Below are 13,031 nucleotides of genomic sequence, written 5' to 3' on the forward strand. Positions count from 1 at the left end.
GCGTCCCTGCGCCGCAGAGGTGACAAACTCCGCGGTTGTGCCAAGCGGGCGGGAATCGTAAAAGGCCCCGGATCGGATCGTGCTTTCGTCCGGAAGTTTTGAGGAACTTTGGTCTTGCCGGAGAACCAGCCCTTGATCGCCCGCCATTCGTTGCTGTCGCTTGCCGTGCTGATCGGCCTCTGCTCGGGGCCGGCGCTGGCACAAAGCGCATTCCCGGCCTTGCCGGGTGAGTCCCGCCCTGCCGCCAATAACAGCTCGGCCTTTCCACCGATCGGTGGCAGGCCTGCCGCGCCGGCGGCGGCGCCCACCGCCTTTCCGAGTACCGGAGCGCCGGCGTTCGGCGGCGGCGGTGGTGGTTTCCAGCCGCCCGCCATGGCCGCGCCACAGGGCGGTCCGCCGGACAACTGCATGAAGGAATTCATCCCGTTGCGCGAAGAGGCGGAGCGGCGCGGCAAGCTGATCAAGGCCGCGAGCGACCGCAAGGCCTCTCCGGATGAGGCCTGCAAGCTGATCGGAAATTTCGGCAAGGCCGAAGTGAAGATGATCAAATATGTCGAAGCGCATGCTGCAAGTTGCGGCATTCCGCAGCAGATCGCAGAACAGCTGAAGACGGGTCACAAGGGTACGGAAGCCCTTGAGAAGAAGGTTTGCGCCGTGGCCGCCCAGATGCAGACGCGGGGCAGCCCGGCCGCGCCCAGCCTGAGCGATGTGCTGGGGAGCTCCGCCGCGCTGCCCGAAGCCAACACCGGCAAGAAGGGCGGGTCGGCGTTCGACACCATGACCGGCAACGTTCTCACCCGATGAGCGACACCGCCGTCCGCGTTGCTGACGCGACCGGCAATTGGGTCGACACGCTGGCGCCCGTCTGGAGCCGGCCCTATCTGCGGCTGGCCCGCTATGATCGCCCGATCGGATCCTGGCTGCTGTTGATGCCGTGCTGGTGGTCGGCCGCGCTGGCGGCCGGCATGTCGGGACAGCTCACCATGCTGCCGGCCTGGATCGCGCTGTATTTCGTCGGCGCGTTCGCGATGCGGGGGGCCGGCTGTACCTGGAACGACATCACCGACCGCGATCTCGACGCCAAGGTGGAACGCACGCGCTCGCGGCCGATCCCGGCCGGGCAGGTCGGCGTCAAGCAGGCGCTGGCCTTCCTGGTCGCGCAGGCGCTGATCGGCCTGATGGTATTGCTGCAGTTCAACCGTTTCGCGATCCTGACCGGGATCGCATCGCTGGTCATTGTCGCGATCTATCCGTTCATGAAGCGAATCACCTGGTGGCCGCAGATGGTCCTGGGGCTCGCCTTCTCGTGGGGCGCGCTGATGGGATTTGCGGTCGCTTTCGGCCGCCTCGATGCCACGGCGCTGTTGCTCTACGCCGGCTCGATCGCATGGGTGATCGCCTACGACACGATCTACGCGCATCAGGATGCGGAGGATGATGCGTTGATCGGCATCAAGTCGACGGCGCGGCTGTTCGCCGACCGCACGCATCTGGCGCTCATCCTCTTCTACGGGCTGGCCGTGGTCTTGATCGGCGCCGCGCTCGTCACTGCCCACGCTGGCGTGGCTGCCTGGATCGGGCTTGCCGGTTTCGCGGCCCATCTCGGCTGGCAGGTCCACCGGCTCGACACCGCCGATCCGGCGCTGTGTCTGCGCGTGTTCAAGTCGAATCGCGATGCCGGGCTGCTGCTGTTCGCAGCCCTGCTGGTCGACGCGGTCTTGCGCGTACTGTGATCAGTTGCGCGCGATGATCTCGCGTTCGCCGCGATAGATCGACGCCGGATTGAGCAGGTGGCCGACGCGGCGGCGCATCAGGAAACGCGGACGGCGGTCGCGGATCGCGTTGCGGCGACGGCGGCGCGGCGCGGCTTCTCTGTGCGTGTCCTGAAGCTGCGGCAGCGCGAACGTTTCGCTCCACATCGCCCAGGCTGCAGCGATCTCGCTCGGGTCGTCGTCGACGCAGAGAGGGATGGTGAGCGACGGGTCGCGGTGGACGAGAACCAGCATCATCCGCGAGTCGTCGAGCTCGCGAAGCGCGATGCCGAGGAAGTCGCTGACGCGGAGGTTCACGGCCATGCGCATGCCGCTGACGGCACGGCGCAGCACCACGCGCTCCCGGTGCAGTTCGACCTGCCGGATTCCGCCATCGGCACGGGTATCGTGCGCGCTGAACGAGACGGGCAGGGAAAGAGGGTCGAGCCGCACGGCGCGGCCCGACCCTGCGGAATGGCTTCCGCCTGTTGCTGTTTGACGCCTCACGGCTTGGTCTCCCCGCCGGGATTATGTTCCCGGTCGATGCGTGAGACCTTGCCACGCACCCCGCCCGTTTCAGCTTAAGAAGCCTGGTTAATCAGCGGTGACGCATGATCCTCTTACCGTCATGATTGACAAGCGCTTGCCCCGCATGATTGACGAGACCTTGCCGATTTGCCGACAATCCGACGTGCCGTCCGCCTGCCTGCTTGAAGTCGGCGTGAACAGGCCACATTTCGTTTGGATTGAGTCGTCCTCGTCGCCACCAGACATCGATCGGAATTTGTTCGTGACCTCTTCCCCCTCAGCTCCTGCTTCGTCGACCTCCGTTCATTCCGATCTTCTCGATCAGTCCGCGCTCACGGCGCTCGCCCAGCGGCTGGTCGAGGCTGCACGGAAGGCCGGCGCCGATGCCGCCGATGCGATCGCGGTGCGCGGCGTTTCCCAGGGCGTCGAGGTCCGCGACGGTCGTGTCGAGGAATCCGAACGCTCCGAAGGCGACGATGTCGGGCTGCGCGTCCTGGTCGGCAAGCGCCAGGCTGTGGTGTCGACCAACGACGTCAGCGGCGACGGTGTGGCACGGCTGGCGGAACGGGCCGTCGCCATGGCCCGCGTGGCGCCCGACGACAAATATGTCGGCCTCGCCGATCCCGCGCTGCTGGCCCGCAACATTCCCGAGCTCGACCTTCTCGATCCGCAGATCCCTGTGATCGCCGAGTTGGAGCGGCGTGCCCAGGAGGCGGAAGCTGCGGCGATGGCGGTCAAGGGCGTAACCAAATCGGGCGGAGCGTCGGCTTCGGCCGGCATCGGCGGCATGGTGCTGGTCACCAGCGACGGCTTTCATGGCGCGTATCTGCGCTCAAGCCAGAGCATCTCGACGACCGCGATCTCCGGTGAAGGCACCGGCATGGAGCGCGACTATGACTACACGGCGGCGCCGCACGGCGCCGATCTGCTGGCCCCGGCGGCGGTCGGCCGCAGCGCCGGTGAGCGTGCCGTGGCGCGCGCCAATCCGCGCAAGGTCGCGACCTGCCAGGTGCCGGTCGTGTTCGATCCGCGGGTGTCCGGTTCGCTGGTCGGCCATCTCGTCGGCGCTATCAACGGCGCTTCGATCGCGCGCAAGACCAGCTTCCTGAAGGACAAGCTCGGCGCGCAGCTGTTTGCCAAGGACATCCGCATCATCGACGATCCGCTGCGTCCGCGTGGCCTGCGTTCGCAACCTTTCGACGCCGAGGGCGTCCAGGTGAAGAAGACCGCGCTGGTCGACGATGGCGTCCTGACGACGTGGCTGCTGGATTCGGCGACGGCGCGCGAGCTTGGGCTGGCCACGACCGGGCATGCCCATCGCGGGGTGTCGTCCTCGCCATCGCCGGGTCCGTTCAACCTGCATCTCGAAGCAGGCGTGGTGACGGCCAAGGAGCTCATCTCGGACATCAAGCAGGGCTTCTACGTTACCGACCTGATCGGCTCCGGCGTCAACGGCGTCACCGGCGACTACAGCAGGGGCGCGTCCGGTTTCTGGATCGAGAATGGCGAGATCACCTATGCGGTAAGCGAGGTGACGATCGCCGGTCACCTGTTCGAGATCTTCAAATCGATGACGCCCGCCAGCGACCTGGAGTTCCGCTATGGGGTCAATGCGCCGACGGTGCGCATCGAAGGGTTGACGCTTGGCGGACGCTGAGATCGAGAAACCGGCCGGGACGACCCTTGCGGCGGATGCCGGGCTTCTGAAGCAGGCGGTGCGCGAGGCTGGCGAGCTGGCGCACGCGATGTTCGGCACCGAGCTGCGCAAATGGACCAAGGGGGCATCGTCCCCGGTGTCCGAGGCCGACATGGCCGTCAACGAGCTTCTCGAACGCCGGTTGAGGTCGGCCACGCCCGATTACGGTTGGCTGTCGGAAGAAAGCGCTGACGATTCCGATCGGCTCGACCGGTCGCGGGTCTGGATCGTCGACCCGATCGACGGCACCCGGTCCTTTCTCGCCAGCCGCCAGGATTGGTGCGTGAGCGTCGCTTTGGTCGAGGACCAGTCGCCGATCCTGGCCGCCGTCTATGCCCCTGTCACCAGCGAGTTCTTCTTCGCAGGCCTGGGACAGGGCACCACGCTCAACGACCAGCCCGTTCAGGCCGCCCAGGGGACTGCACTGGACTTTGCGCGCGTGGCGGGCCCCAAACCGCTGGTTGAGAAGCTGGCTCCGCAATTTGCCCGAATTGAACTCCATCCCCGAATCGGATCATTGGCGCTGCGCCTGTGTCGTGTCGCGCACGGTGCGCTCGATGCCGCTTTTGCAGGCGGGCAAAGCCGCGATTGGGATCTTGCGGCGGCTCATCTGATCGTGCAGGAAGCGGGAGGTAAAATGACCGCATTGTCCGGCGAGACGATCCTCTATAATCGTCCGGAAGTGGTGCACGGGGTGCTGGTAGCAGCGGGCCGCGACCGACATGCTGATATCGTCGCGCAATACCGCCGCTTACCGCCAGGCTGAACGGCTCCGGATCGCACGCTCCACTCGCCAGCAAGGCGCCGATTAGGAATGGTACCGATGACAGATAGCGCCTCGCAGCAGCTCCTTCACCTCGTGATCGGCGGCGAACTCATCAATCTCGACAAGAACGAATTCAAGGATCTCGACAAGGTCGATATTGTCGGCGTGTATCCGAACTATGCGGCGGCTCACGCGGCATGGCGAGCCAAGGCGCAGATGACGGTCGACAACGCCCATATGCGCTATTTCATCGTCCACCTGCACCGGCTGCTCGATCCCGGTCAGGACGCGAAGTAAGACGCAAAGCTTTCGACTTGAAACATCTCGTCCGTAATATGCTGCGTAGCGGCTGGTTCCAGCGCGCCGTTGGGTTTCTCGCGGCCGAGTACCTGCGCCTGGTTTGGCTCACCAACCGCTTCACCTATGAGCCGGCGGATGTCTACGACATCGTCGAGCCGCAGATGCCGGCGATCTTCGCCTTCTGGCACGGCCAGCATCTCCTGACACCGTTCATCCGGAACAAGCCGAGCTACCGCGCCAAGGTGCTGATCTCCCGCCATCGCGACGGCGAGTTCAACGCCATCGCCGCCGAGCGGCTCGGCATCGGAACCATTCGCGGCTCGGGGGACCACGGGTCCTCCTTCCACCGGAAAGGCGGGGTGGGGGCCTTCAAGGAGATGGTGCGCGCCCTGGAAGACAACTATAACGTAGCATCGACCGCGGATGTGCCGAAGCGTGCGCGGATTGCGGGCCTCGGCATCATCATGCTCGCGCGTGAATCAGGACGTCCGATCATGCCCTTTGCGATGGTCACGAGCCGCTTCATCCGCCTGAAGAACTGGGACAGCACCACCATCAATCTGCCCTTTGGCCGCGGCGCATTGGTGGGGATCAAGGAAATCAGCGTGCCGCGCGATGCCGACGCCGCGGCGATGGAGCAGGCGCGCCTCGACCTCGAAGCCACGCTGAACGAATGCATGCGCCGCGCCTATCAGATCGTTGGCCGCCCGGATGCCTGCCCGCCGCCCGTGACGGGGGCGTCCAGTGGCTAACACGCTCCCGATGGCCCTGCGCGTGTACCGCGGGTTGTCCTCGGCGGCGGCGCCGCTTGCGCCGGCCTTGATCAGGCAGCGGCTCAAGCACGGCAAGGAAGATCCGGAGCGGACCGACGAACGCCGCGGCCTGAGCCACGACACGCGCCCGCTCGGACCGCTGGTCTGGATTCACGGCGCGAGCGTCGGCGAGGTGCTGGCGGCGGCGGCGCTGATCGAGCGGTTGCGCGCGCTCAACATCCGCATCCTGCTCACCTCGGGAACGGTGACCTCGGCCGCGATCGTGGCCAAACGTTTCCCACCGGATGTGATCCATCAATACGTCCCCTATGACACGCCGCGTTTTGTGGAGCGGTTTCTGGATCATTGGCGCCCATCGCTCGGGCTGTTCATCGAATCCGACCTCTGGCCCAATCTGATCCTCGCCGGCGCCTCCCGGCGGGTGCCGATGGTCGTGATCAATGGACGGATGTCGCCGCGCTCGTTCCCGCGCTGGCGCCGCATGTCCGGCACGATCTCCGCGCTGCTCGGCCGTTTCGACCTTTGCCTGGCCCAGTCGCAGGCCGATGCCGAGCGGTTTTCCGCGCTCGGCGCCCGCAATGTGATCACGACGGGCAATCTCAAGCTCGATGTGCCGGCGCCGCCGGCCGATCCGGTCAAGCTCGAACGATTGACGGCGATGACGCGCGGCCGCCCGGTGATCGTCGCCGCCTCCACGCATCCGGGAGAGGAGGAGATCCTCATTGCGACGCACAAGGCGCTGTCCAGCGCCTTGCCGTCCCTTCTCACCGTGATCGTGCCGCGGCACCCTCAACGTGGATCCGCGATCGCCGATCTCGTCGCCGGCGCCGGCCTGCAGACAGGCCTGCGGTCGCGCGATGGTCAGCCGCTGGCCGGAACCGAGATTTATGTCGCCGACACGATCGGCGAACTCGGGCTGTTCTATCGGCTGGCCTCCATCGTGTTCATGGGCGGCTCGCTGGTCGAGCATGGTGGCCAGAACCCGATCGAGGCCGTCAAGCTCGGCGGAGCCATCGTCCACGGACCCCACGTCTTCAATTTCGCCGAAGTCTACGAAGCGCTCGATTCGGCGGCTGGCGCCCGTCTCGCCCAGGATCAGGTGGCTCTGGTCCGGCAGTTCAGACATCTGCTGGCCGATCCCGAGGCGGGCAACAGCCTGGTCGCTGCCGGCTCGCGCGTCGTCAATCAGCTTGGCGGCGCGCTGGAGCGAACGATGGCTGCGCTGGAGCCGTATCTCCTGCAGGTCAGGCTGGAGATGGGGACCGCGCGAGATGCGTGAGCCGGCCTTCTGGCACCGGCCGCACGCCTGGCAATCGCTGCTGCTGTCTCCGCTCTCGGTGCTGTATGGCGCCATCGCCGCACATCGGATGGCGCAGAGTGGCCTCGATGCCGGAGTTCCCGTCATCTGCGTCGGCAATTTTCATGTCGGCGGCGCCGGCAAGACGCCGACGGTGCTGGCGCTGTCGGCTCTGCTCCGCGAACTCGGCGAGCACCCGGTCGTGCTGAGCCGCGGCTATGGTGGCCGGCTGGCTGGGCCTGTGGCGGTCGATCCCGCCATCCACGCGGCCGCTGACGTCGGCGACGAGCCGCTGATGATGGCCGCCCACGTGCCTGTCGTGGTGTCGCGCCATCGCGCCGAAGGCGTCGGGCTGGCGAAGACGCAAGGCGCCAGCGTGATCCTCATGGATGATGGCTTTCAGAACCCGTCGCTCACCAAGGATCTCGCATTGATCGTGATCGATGGCGCGCGCGGGCTCGGCAACGGCAGGGTGTTTCCAGCCGGACCGCTGCGCGCGCCCTTGCCGCCGCAGCTCGCGCGCACTGATGCGCTGATCGTGGTCGGCAGCGGCGCCGCTGGTGAGGCGGTCGCAGCCCGCGTCACCGCAGCGGGAAAGCCGGTTTTCAGAGCGCATCTGCAGCCGGACCCCGAGGTGGTCGCAGCGCTGGCCGGGCGGCCGCTGCTCGCCTTCGCGGGCATTGGCGATCCCCAGCGCTTCTTTCGGACCCTCCGTGCGAGCGGGCTCGACGTCGTGGGCGAGCGTGCGTTTCCCGATCATCATCCGTTTTCAACCGATGAGATCGCCGCGCTGGCCGACAAAGCCAGGCATCAAGGCGCGACGCTGGTCACAACCCAGAAGGATCTGGCCCGGCTTCGCGGCCATCGCATCTTGGGCAGATCGGACCCGGTGATCACGGCGTTTCCTGTGACGCTGCAATTCAGCGATCCGACGGCCTTGCGCAGCTTGGTCGCGCACCGGCTCGCGTCGGCGCGGCAGCGTCAGCCATTCGCCTTGAGCGCGCCGGGATAATGTCGCTGCAGCACCGCGCTCGGCAGCGCATAGGCCTCCTGCAGATCGACGCTCCAATATTTCAGCTCATCGAGCGGGATCCGCGCATCGGTCACGGCGCATCGCACGTAGCTTCCTGGCGAAATCACGCGGAAGTCGCCATCCAGATACTGCACCTGCGCTTCCCCCTGGCCCGAGGGGCCGAACTTGTTGAGCACGTCCGTGATCTCCATCCATGTACGCCGACGAGCGCACGAAGGTCATAGCTTGTTGATTTCTAACACAGATGGAGGCCGCTGTCGCTTCCGCAAACCCACTGATTTGTGATGCTTCGGCCGGAAACTCCGTGCTAGCTAGAATTTTGGATCTCTGCCGCTCGTCGTGCCCGGCTGGTTTGATGCGCTCCCTCATCACCGTCCTTTCCCTGCTCTGTGCGGTGATCACCTCAGCCGCTGCGGAGCCATTGCCTGCGCCCGTGGCCATTGAGATCCCGTCCGCCGGCTACGTGCTGCATGCGCAGCTTTACAGGCCGAGCAGTGCGGGACCATTTCCTGTCGTCATCGCGCTGCACGGCTGTGGCGGGCTTGCCGGCCACTCCGATCCCGTGCTGCCGCGTTACCGCGATTGGGCCGAGGAACTCGTCAAGGACGGCAAGGCCGTGCTGCTACCGGACAGCTACGGCTCGCGTGGCCTGGGACCGCAATGCCGGGTCAAGGAACGCCGCATCAGCGGCCGCCGCGAACGCGTCGCCGATATCGTCGCCGCGCAGAAATGGCTGACCCAGCAATCCTGGGTGATGCCGGATCGCGTCAGCCTGCTGGGCTGGGCGAGCGGCGCGAGCGCGCTGCTGTGGGCCGTGCGGCCGCAATTGCCGGACCATGTCTCGCCAGACTTCCGCTCGGCGGTCGCCTTCTACCCGGATTGCCGCGCGTCGTCGGGGCTTGGCTGGAGCGCACGGGTTCCCACGCTGATCCTGATCGGCGGCATGGACGACGTCTATTCGCCACCGGCCTGCCGGCAGATGATCGATGGTGCGCGGGGCCGCAGCGCGCTGACGCGGATCGTGGTCTATCCTGGCGCCTATCACGATTTCGACCGCGTCAATCTGCCGGTGCATATGGTGGCCGGCAGTGATGCGGCGGCGCCCGAGCGCGGCCATGTAGGCTCCGATCCCGAAGCCCGCGCCGACGCCCAGAAGCTCGTCTCCGACTGGCTGGCGCGTTGATGCTCCAAGCTGTTTGCTGGGGCACGATCTTTCGAAAAAAACCGATTCCGGCTCTTCCAGTCGGAGTTACGCTAGAAAAGGCTGCCTTGATCGGCCGGATCGGGTGAGCGCTTCGCTGCCGCCGGCTTGGTCTCGCGTGCGGTCTTGGGCGGCGCTGCCACTGGTGCCGCGCGGCCGGCAGCGGCCGTCGCTGCGACCACGCCATCGGCGAACTCGATCGAGAGCGCGGCGTTGGGGCCGATGCTTGCGGCCTGGTGCAGCGGGTGACCGGCATCATCGCGGACCAGGGCGAAGCCGCGCGCCAGCACGCTGCGATAGGACAACGCCGCCAGCAGCTGGCCGGCGTGGTCGACGCGCGCCGACAGCCGCGAGATCGACGTCGCCAGCGCGCGGGCCGCGCGATCCGCGAGCCGCTCGGTGCGGTCGCGCTCGCGTTCGATCGCTTGTCGCTTGGCCTGGGCATAAGCGAGGCGAGACGCCTTGAAGCGGGCGTCGAGCGCTTCGAACCGCTCGCGACGCCGGTGCAGCAGCGCCCGCGCCGACAGTGACAGCCGCTCCGAGGACACGATGAGACGATGATCGGCCTGCGCGATCTGCCCATGCAGCACGCGCAAGGTCAGCTTGGCGCTGGCCGCCGCGAACTGGCGGAAATGCACATTGGTGTTGGTTTTCAGCGCGCGCGGCAGGCTTGCCGCGGCCGAATCCAGCCGCTGCCGCGGAATGGCGAGCAGCTCGGCTGCTCCGGGCAGGGCGCGCGCGGCCGCACGCAGTTCGTTGCGGCGGCCCTCCTGGCTGCGCTGCCAGCAGACGCTGACGCGGCGGGCGAGGCTCGCGACCTCCTGCATCAGCTCGCTGCGCACCGGCACCGCCATTTCCGCAGCGGCCGTGGGCGTCGGCGCCCGCTTGTCCGCGGCGAAATCGATCAGGGTCACGTCGGTCTCGTGCCCGACCGCCGAGATCAGCGGGATCATGCTCTCGGCTGCGGCGCGAACCACGATCTCCTCGTTGAAGGACCAGAGGTCCTCCAGCGAGCCGCCGCCGCGCGCGACGATCAGCACGTCGGGACGTGGAATCGGGCCGTCCTCCGGCAGATCGTTGAAGCCGCGGATCGCGGCCGCGACCTGCTCGGCCGAGCCTTCGCCCTGCACCTTCACCGGCCACACCAGCACGTGGCGGGGAAAGCGGTCTTCCAACCGGTGCAGGATGTCGCGGATGACGGCGCCGGTTGGCGAGGTGACGACGCCGATCACCTCGGGCAGCCAGGGCAGCAGCTGCTTGCGGGCGGGATCGAACAGGCCTTCGGCGCCGAGCTTGCGCTTGCGCTCCTCCATCAGCGCCATCAGCGCGCCGATGCCGGCCGGCTCCAGCGCCTCGATGACGATCTGATATTTCGAGGAGTTCGGATAGGTGGTGAGCTTGCCGGTGGCGATGACCTCGAGCCCTTCCTGGGGCTTGAAGCGCATGCGGCCGTGCACGCCCTTCCAGATCACCGCCTCGATCTTGGCGCTCTCGTCCTTGAGCGCGAAATAGCAATGGCCCGAGGAATGCGGTCCGCGGAAGCCGGTGATCTCGCCGCGCACCCGGACATGGCCGAACTGGTCCTCGACCGTCCGCTTCAGCGCGGAGGACAGTTCGGAGACGGTAAATTCGGGCGCGTTGGGCAGGGCTTCTGCGGGCGGCATCGATCGCTGATTCGGATTGGGGGAGCAGCTGCCAAGGTAGGAGCTTTCGGTCCCGACCGCCAATCAAGCCGTTGGCTTTTCGATAACTCTGTATTATAGAGTACTCTATATAAGGCTGGGCAGGGAGAGAGGCCATGCGGAAGAGCATCACGATCGTGGGGCGGCTCATTGGCTGGGGCCTCGGCCTCGCCGGGGCTCTGGCGCTGGTTCTCGGCGGCATGATCGCAACGCCGCTGGTGCATCCGCCCGAGCTGAAGTCGATCTCGGAGACCGTCGGACGTGTTGATCGCAGCACCATGCCGGCCCTGCAGCGCTTCAGCGCCCGCGACGGCACTGAGCTCGCTTATCGCCACTATCCGGCACGGGCGACGCCGGTCGGAAAGATCGCCATCCTGGTCCACGGCTCGTCGGGCTCCAGCGTGGCCGTGCATGCCCTCGCCGACGGGCTCGCCGCCCACGGCATCGACACGTTTGCCCCCGACATTCGCGGCCACGGCGGCTCCGGCACCCGCGGCGACATCGGCTATCTCGGCCAGCTCGAGGACGATCTCGCCGACCTCGTCACGGAGGTCAGGAAATCGGTTCCGGCCCAGCCTATCGTGCTGCTCGGGCATTCCGCAGGTGGCGGTTTCGCGCTGCGCGCCGCGAGCGCGCCGATCCAGGAGCTGTTCGCGCGCACCATCCTGCTCTCGCCCTATCTCGGCTATGATGCCCCGACCAATCGCGACAATTCCGGCGGCTGGGCCAGCCCCGACATTCCCCGCATTCTCGCGCTCGGGCTGCTGAGCCGGATCGGCGTGTCGTGCTGCGAGGCGCTGCCGGCGCTGGCCTTCGCCGTCAGGCCGAACTCCGAGAAATATGTCGCCTCGACCTACAGCTACCGCCTGCTGCGCAATTTCGCGACGCGCGGCTACAAGCCCGATCTCACCGCGGCGAAGCACCCGGTGACCCTGATCGCGGGCGCCGATGATGAGCTGATGCAGGCCGACAAATATGCCGACGCTGTGCATGCGGTGGCGCCCGCCGTTGACGTCAGGCTGATCCCCGGCGTCAATCACATGGAGATCGTGTCGGCGCCGCAGGCCGTCAGCGCGATCGCCGAGGACGTGGCTACGCGCTAGAGGGGTCACGCGCATGATCGACAGCCTGGAAGCCGCACGCGCGCTTGACGACATCGAGGACATGACCAGGCGCGTGCGCCAGTCGCAGATCTACAGGCTGTCCAGCCTGCTGATGGTGCTGTGGGGCGCGCTGGTGTTCGCCGGTAATCTCGTGACCTATCTGACGCCTCACTACGCCGACAAAGCGTGGTTGTCGGTCTACGTGCTGGCGATCGGCGGATCGGTCGTGCTGGGCGCCACGGAGAAAACCCGGCGGGGGATGAGCAGTTTCGATGTCAGGTCGCTGCTCGCCTTCGTGATGTTGTTTGCCTTCGGCTTCTTCGTCGAGACGATCGGCCATTTTGGGCCGCGCGAGATGGGCGCGTTCTGGCCGATCTATTTCATGCTGTTCTACTGTCTTGCCGGATTATGGTTCGGCATCGCTTTCACGGTCTTCGGGCTCTGCGTCACCGTCCTGACCCTGATCGGCTACATCTTCATCGGCGCGGCATTCCCGCTCTGGATGGCGTTCGTCAATGGCGGCGGCCTGATCATCGGCGGTCTCTGGATGCGGCGGAGCTGACGGCGTTGGCGGAGCTCGACGAGATCATCCATCAGCCGCTGCGGCTCCGGATCATGGCGGCCCTGAATGCGCTGCCGGCAGGGACAGGACTGGAATTCGTCCGGCTGAAGAAGCTGACGGGGGCGACCGACGGTAATCTCGGCGCCCATATCGAGACGCTGGCGCGGGCTGGCTACGTCACCGTCGACAAGGCCTTTGTCGGCAAGAAACCGCAGACGACGGTCACGCTGGCCGGCCCGGGCCGGGCCGCCTTCGCCCGCCATGTGGCGGGCCTGCAGGAAATCATTGCCGGTGCTGCGGCGAAACCGCCCGAGCCATGATTTGACTCTGTTGCGAGGG

The 13,031-nt window shown here is 66.6% G+C and carries 15 protein-coding genes; 12 read left to right on the forward strand and 3 right to left on the reverse strand.

Features of this window, described 5'->3' with window-relative positions; genetic code table 11:
• Positions 1-132 precede the first annotated feature (132 nt).
• Both BBTA_RS07810 and ubiA read left to right on the forward strand, forming a co-directional pair.
• Complete coding sequence (locus tag BBTA_RS07810) at positions 133-804, forward strand: hypothetical protein (protein ID WP_041751324.1); 672 nt, start codon at positions 133-135, stop codon at positions 802-804.
• Positions 801-1,733, forward strand: coding sequence for a 4-hydroxybenzoate octaprenyltransferase (gene ubiA / locus BBTA_RS07815; protein WP_012041926.1), 933 nt, complete (start codon positions 801-803; stop codon positions 1,731-1,733). The genes BBTA_RS07810 and ubiA overlap by 4 nt, the downstream gene beginning before the upstream one ends.
• On the opposite strand, the gene BBTA_RS07820 is transcribed toward ubiA, so the two are convergent.
• On the reverse strand, positions 1,734-2,258 hold the full coding sequence (locus BBTA_RS07820; RefSeq protein WP_041750459.1) for a DUF6101 family protein: 525 nt from the start codon (positions 2,256-2,258) through the stop codon (positions 1,734-1,736).
• 283 nt (positions 2,259-2,541) lie between these two features.
• Between BBTA_RS07820 and BBTA_RS07825 the strand changes: the two genes are divergently transcribed.
• The 6 genes from BBTA_RS07825 to lpxK are packed head-to-tail and all read left to right on the forward strand — an operon-like array spanning position 2,542 to position 8,123.
• Positions 2,542-3,936 (forward strand): TldD/PmbA family protein, encoded by a 1,395-nt coding sequence (locus tag BBTA_RS07825; protein WP_012041928.1) that lies wholly within the window; start codon positions 2,542-2,544, stop codon positions 3,934-3,936.
• A 58-nt stretch (positions 3,937-3,994) separates the two neighbouring features.
• Positions 3,995-4,741 carry a 3'(2'),5'-bisphosphate nucleotidase CysQ gene (locus tag BBTA_RS07830; protein WP_012041929.1) on the forward strand — a complete coding sequence of 249 codons (747 nt, stop codon included), beginning with the start codon at positions 3,995-3,997 and terminating at the stop codon, positions 4,739-4,741.
• Between the two features lie 57 nt (positions 4,742-4,798).
• Entirely contained in the window at positions 4,799-5,038 is a 240-nt protein-coding gene (locus BBTA_RS07835; protein ID WP_009031572.1) for a DUF4170 domain-containing protein, read from the forward strand.
• Between the two features lie 17 nt (positions 5,039-5,055).
• Positions 5,056-5,793, forward strand: a complete 738-nt coding sequence (locus BBTA_RS07840; protein WP_012041930.1) for a lysophospholipid acyltransferase family protein — start codon at positions 5,056-5,058, stop codon at positions 5,791-5,793.
• Positions 5,786-7,093 (forward strand): 3-deoxy-D-manno-octulosonic acid transferase, encoded by a 1,308-nt coding sequence (locus BBTA_RS07845; RefSeq protein ID WP_012041931.1) that lies wholly within the window; start codon positions 5,786-5,788, stop codon positions 7,091-7,093. Before BBTA_RS07840 ends, BBTA_RS07845 begins: the two co-directional genes overlap by 8 nt.
• A complete protein-coding gene (lpxK, locus tag BBTA_RS07850) occupies positions 7,086-8,123 on the forward strand; it encodes a tetraacyldisaccharide 4'-kinase (protein ID WP_012041932.1) in 1,038 nt (345 codons plus the stop codon). The genes BBTA_RS07845 and lpxK overlap by 8 nt, the downstream gene beginning before the upstream one ends.
• On the opposite strand, the gene BBTA_RS07855 is transcribed toward lpxK, so the two are convergent.
• On the reverse strand, positions 8,093-8,320 hold the full coding sequence (locus tag BBTA_RS07855; protein ID WP_012041933.1) for a DUF2093 domain-containing protein: 228 nt from the start codon (positions 8,318-8,320) through the stop codon (positions 8,093-8,095). The two genes, lpxK and BBTA_RS07855, sit on opposite strands and share 31 nt — an antisense overlap.
• A gap of 179 nt (positions 8,321-8,499) precedes the next feature.
• Between BBTA_RS07855 and BBTA_RS07860 the strand changes: the two genes are divergently transcribed.
• A complete protein-coding gene (locus tag BBTA_RS07860; protein WP_012041934.1) occupies positions 8,500-9,327 on the forward strand; it encodes a dienelactone hydrolase family protein in 828 nt (275 codons plus the stop codon).
• 71 nt (positions 9,328-9,398) lie between these two features.
• Here BBTA_RS07860 and xseA read toward each other — a convergent pair whose 3' ends face one another.
• On the reverse strand, positions 9,399-11,009 hold the full coding sequence (gene xseA / locus BBTA_RS07865) for an exodeoxyribonuclease VII large subunit (RefSeq protein ID WP_012041935.1): 1,611 nt from the start codon (positions 11,007-11,009) through the stop codon (positions 9,399-9,401).
• 197 nt (positions 11,010-11,206) lie between these two features.
• Between xseA and BBTA_RS07870 the strand changes: the two genes are divergently transcribed.
• Genes BBTA_RS07870 through BBTA_RS07880 form a run of 3 tightly spaced genes read left to right on the forward strand, consistent with a single transcriptional unit; the run spans position 11,207 to position 13,012 of the window.
• The gene (locus BBTA_RS07870; RefSeq protein ID WP_012041936.1) at positions 11,207-12,130 is read left to right on the forward strand and encodes an alpha/beta hydrolase; all 924 of its coding nucleotides are present in this window, start codon (positions 11,207-11,209) and stop codon (positions 12,128-12,130) included.
• A gap of 13 nt (positions 12,131-12,143) precedes the next feature.
• Positions 12,144-12,692 (forward strand): hypothetical protein, encoded by a 549-nt coding sequence (locus BBTA_RS07875; protein ID WP_012041937.1) that lies wholly within the window; start codon positions 12,144-12,146, stop codon positions 12,690-12,692.
• 5 nt (positions 12,693-12,697) lie between these two features.
• A complete protein-coding gene (locus BBTA_RS07880; protein WP_012041938.1) occupies positions 12,698-13,012 on the forward strand; it encodes a transcriptional regulator in 315 nt (104 codons plus the stop codon).
• Positions 13,013-13,031 lie beyond the last annotated feature (19 nt).

The sequence above is a fragment of the Bradyrhizobium sp. BTAi1 genome, from assembly GCF_000015165.1.
Taxonomy (GTDB): domain Bacteria; phylum Pseudomonadota; class Alphaproteobacteria; order Rhizobiales; family Xanthobacteraceae; genus Bradyrhizobium; species Bradyrhizobium denitrificans.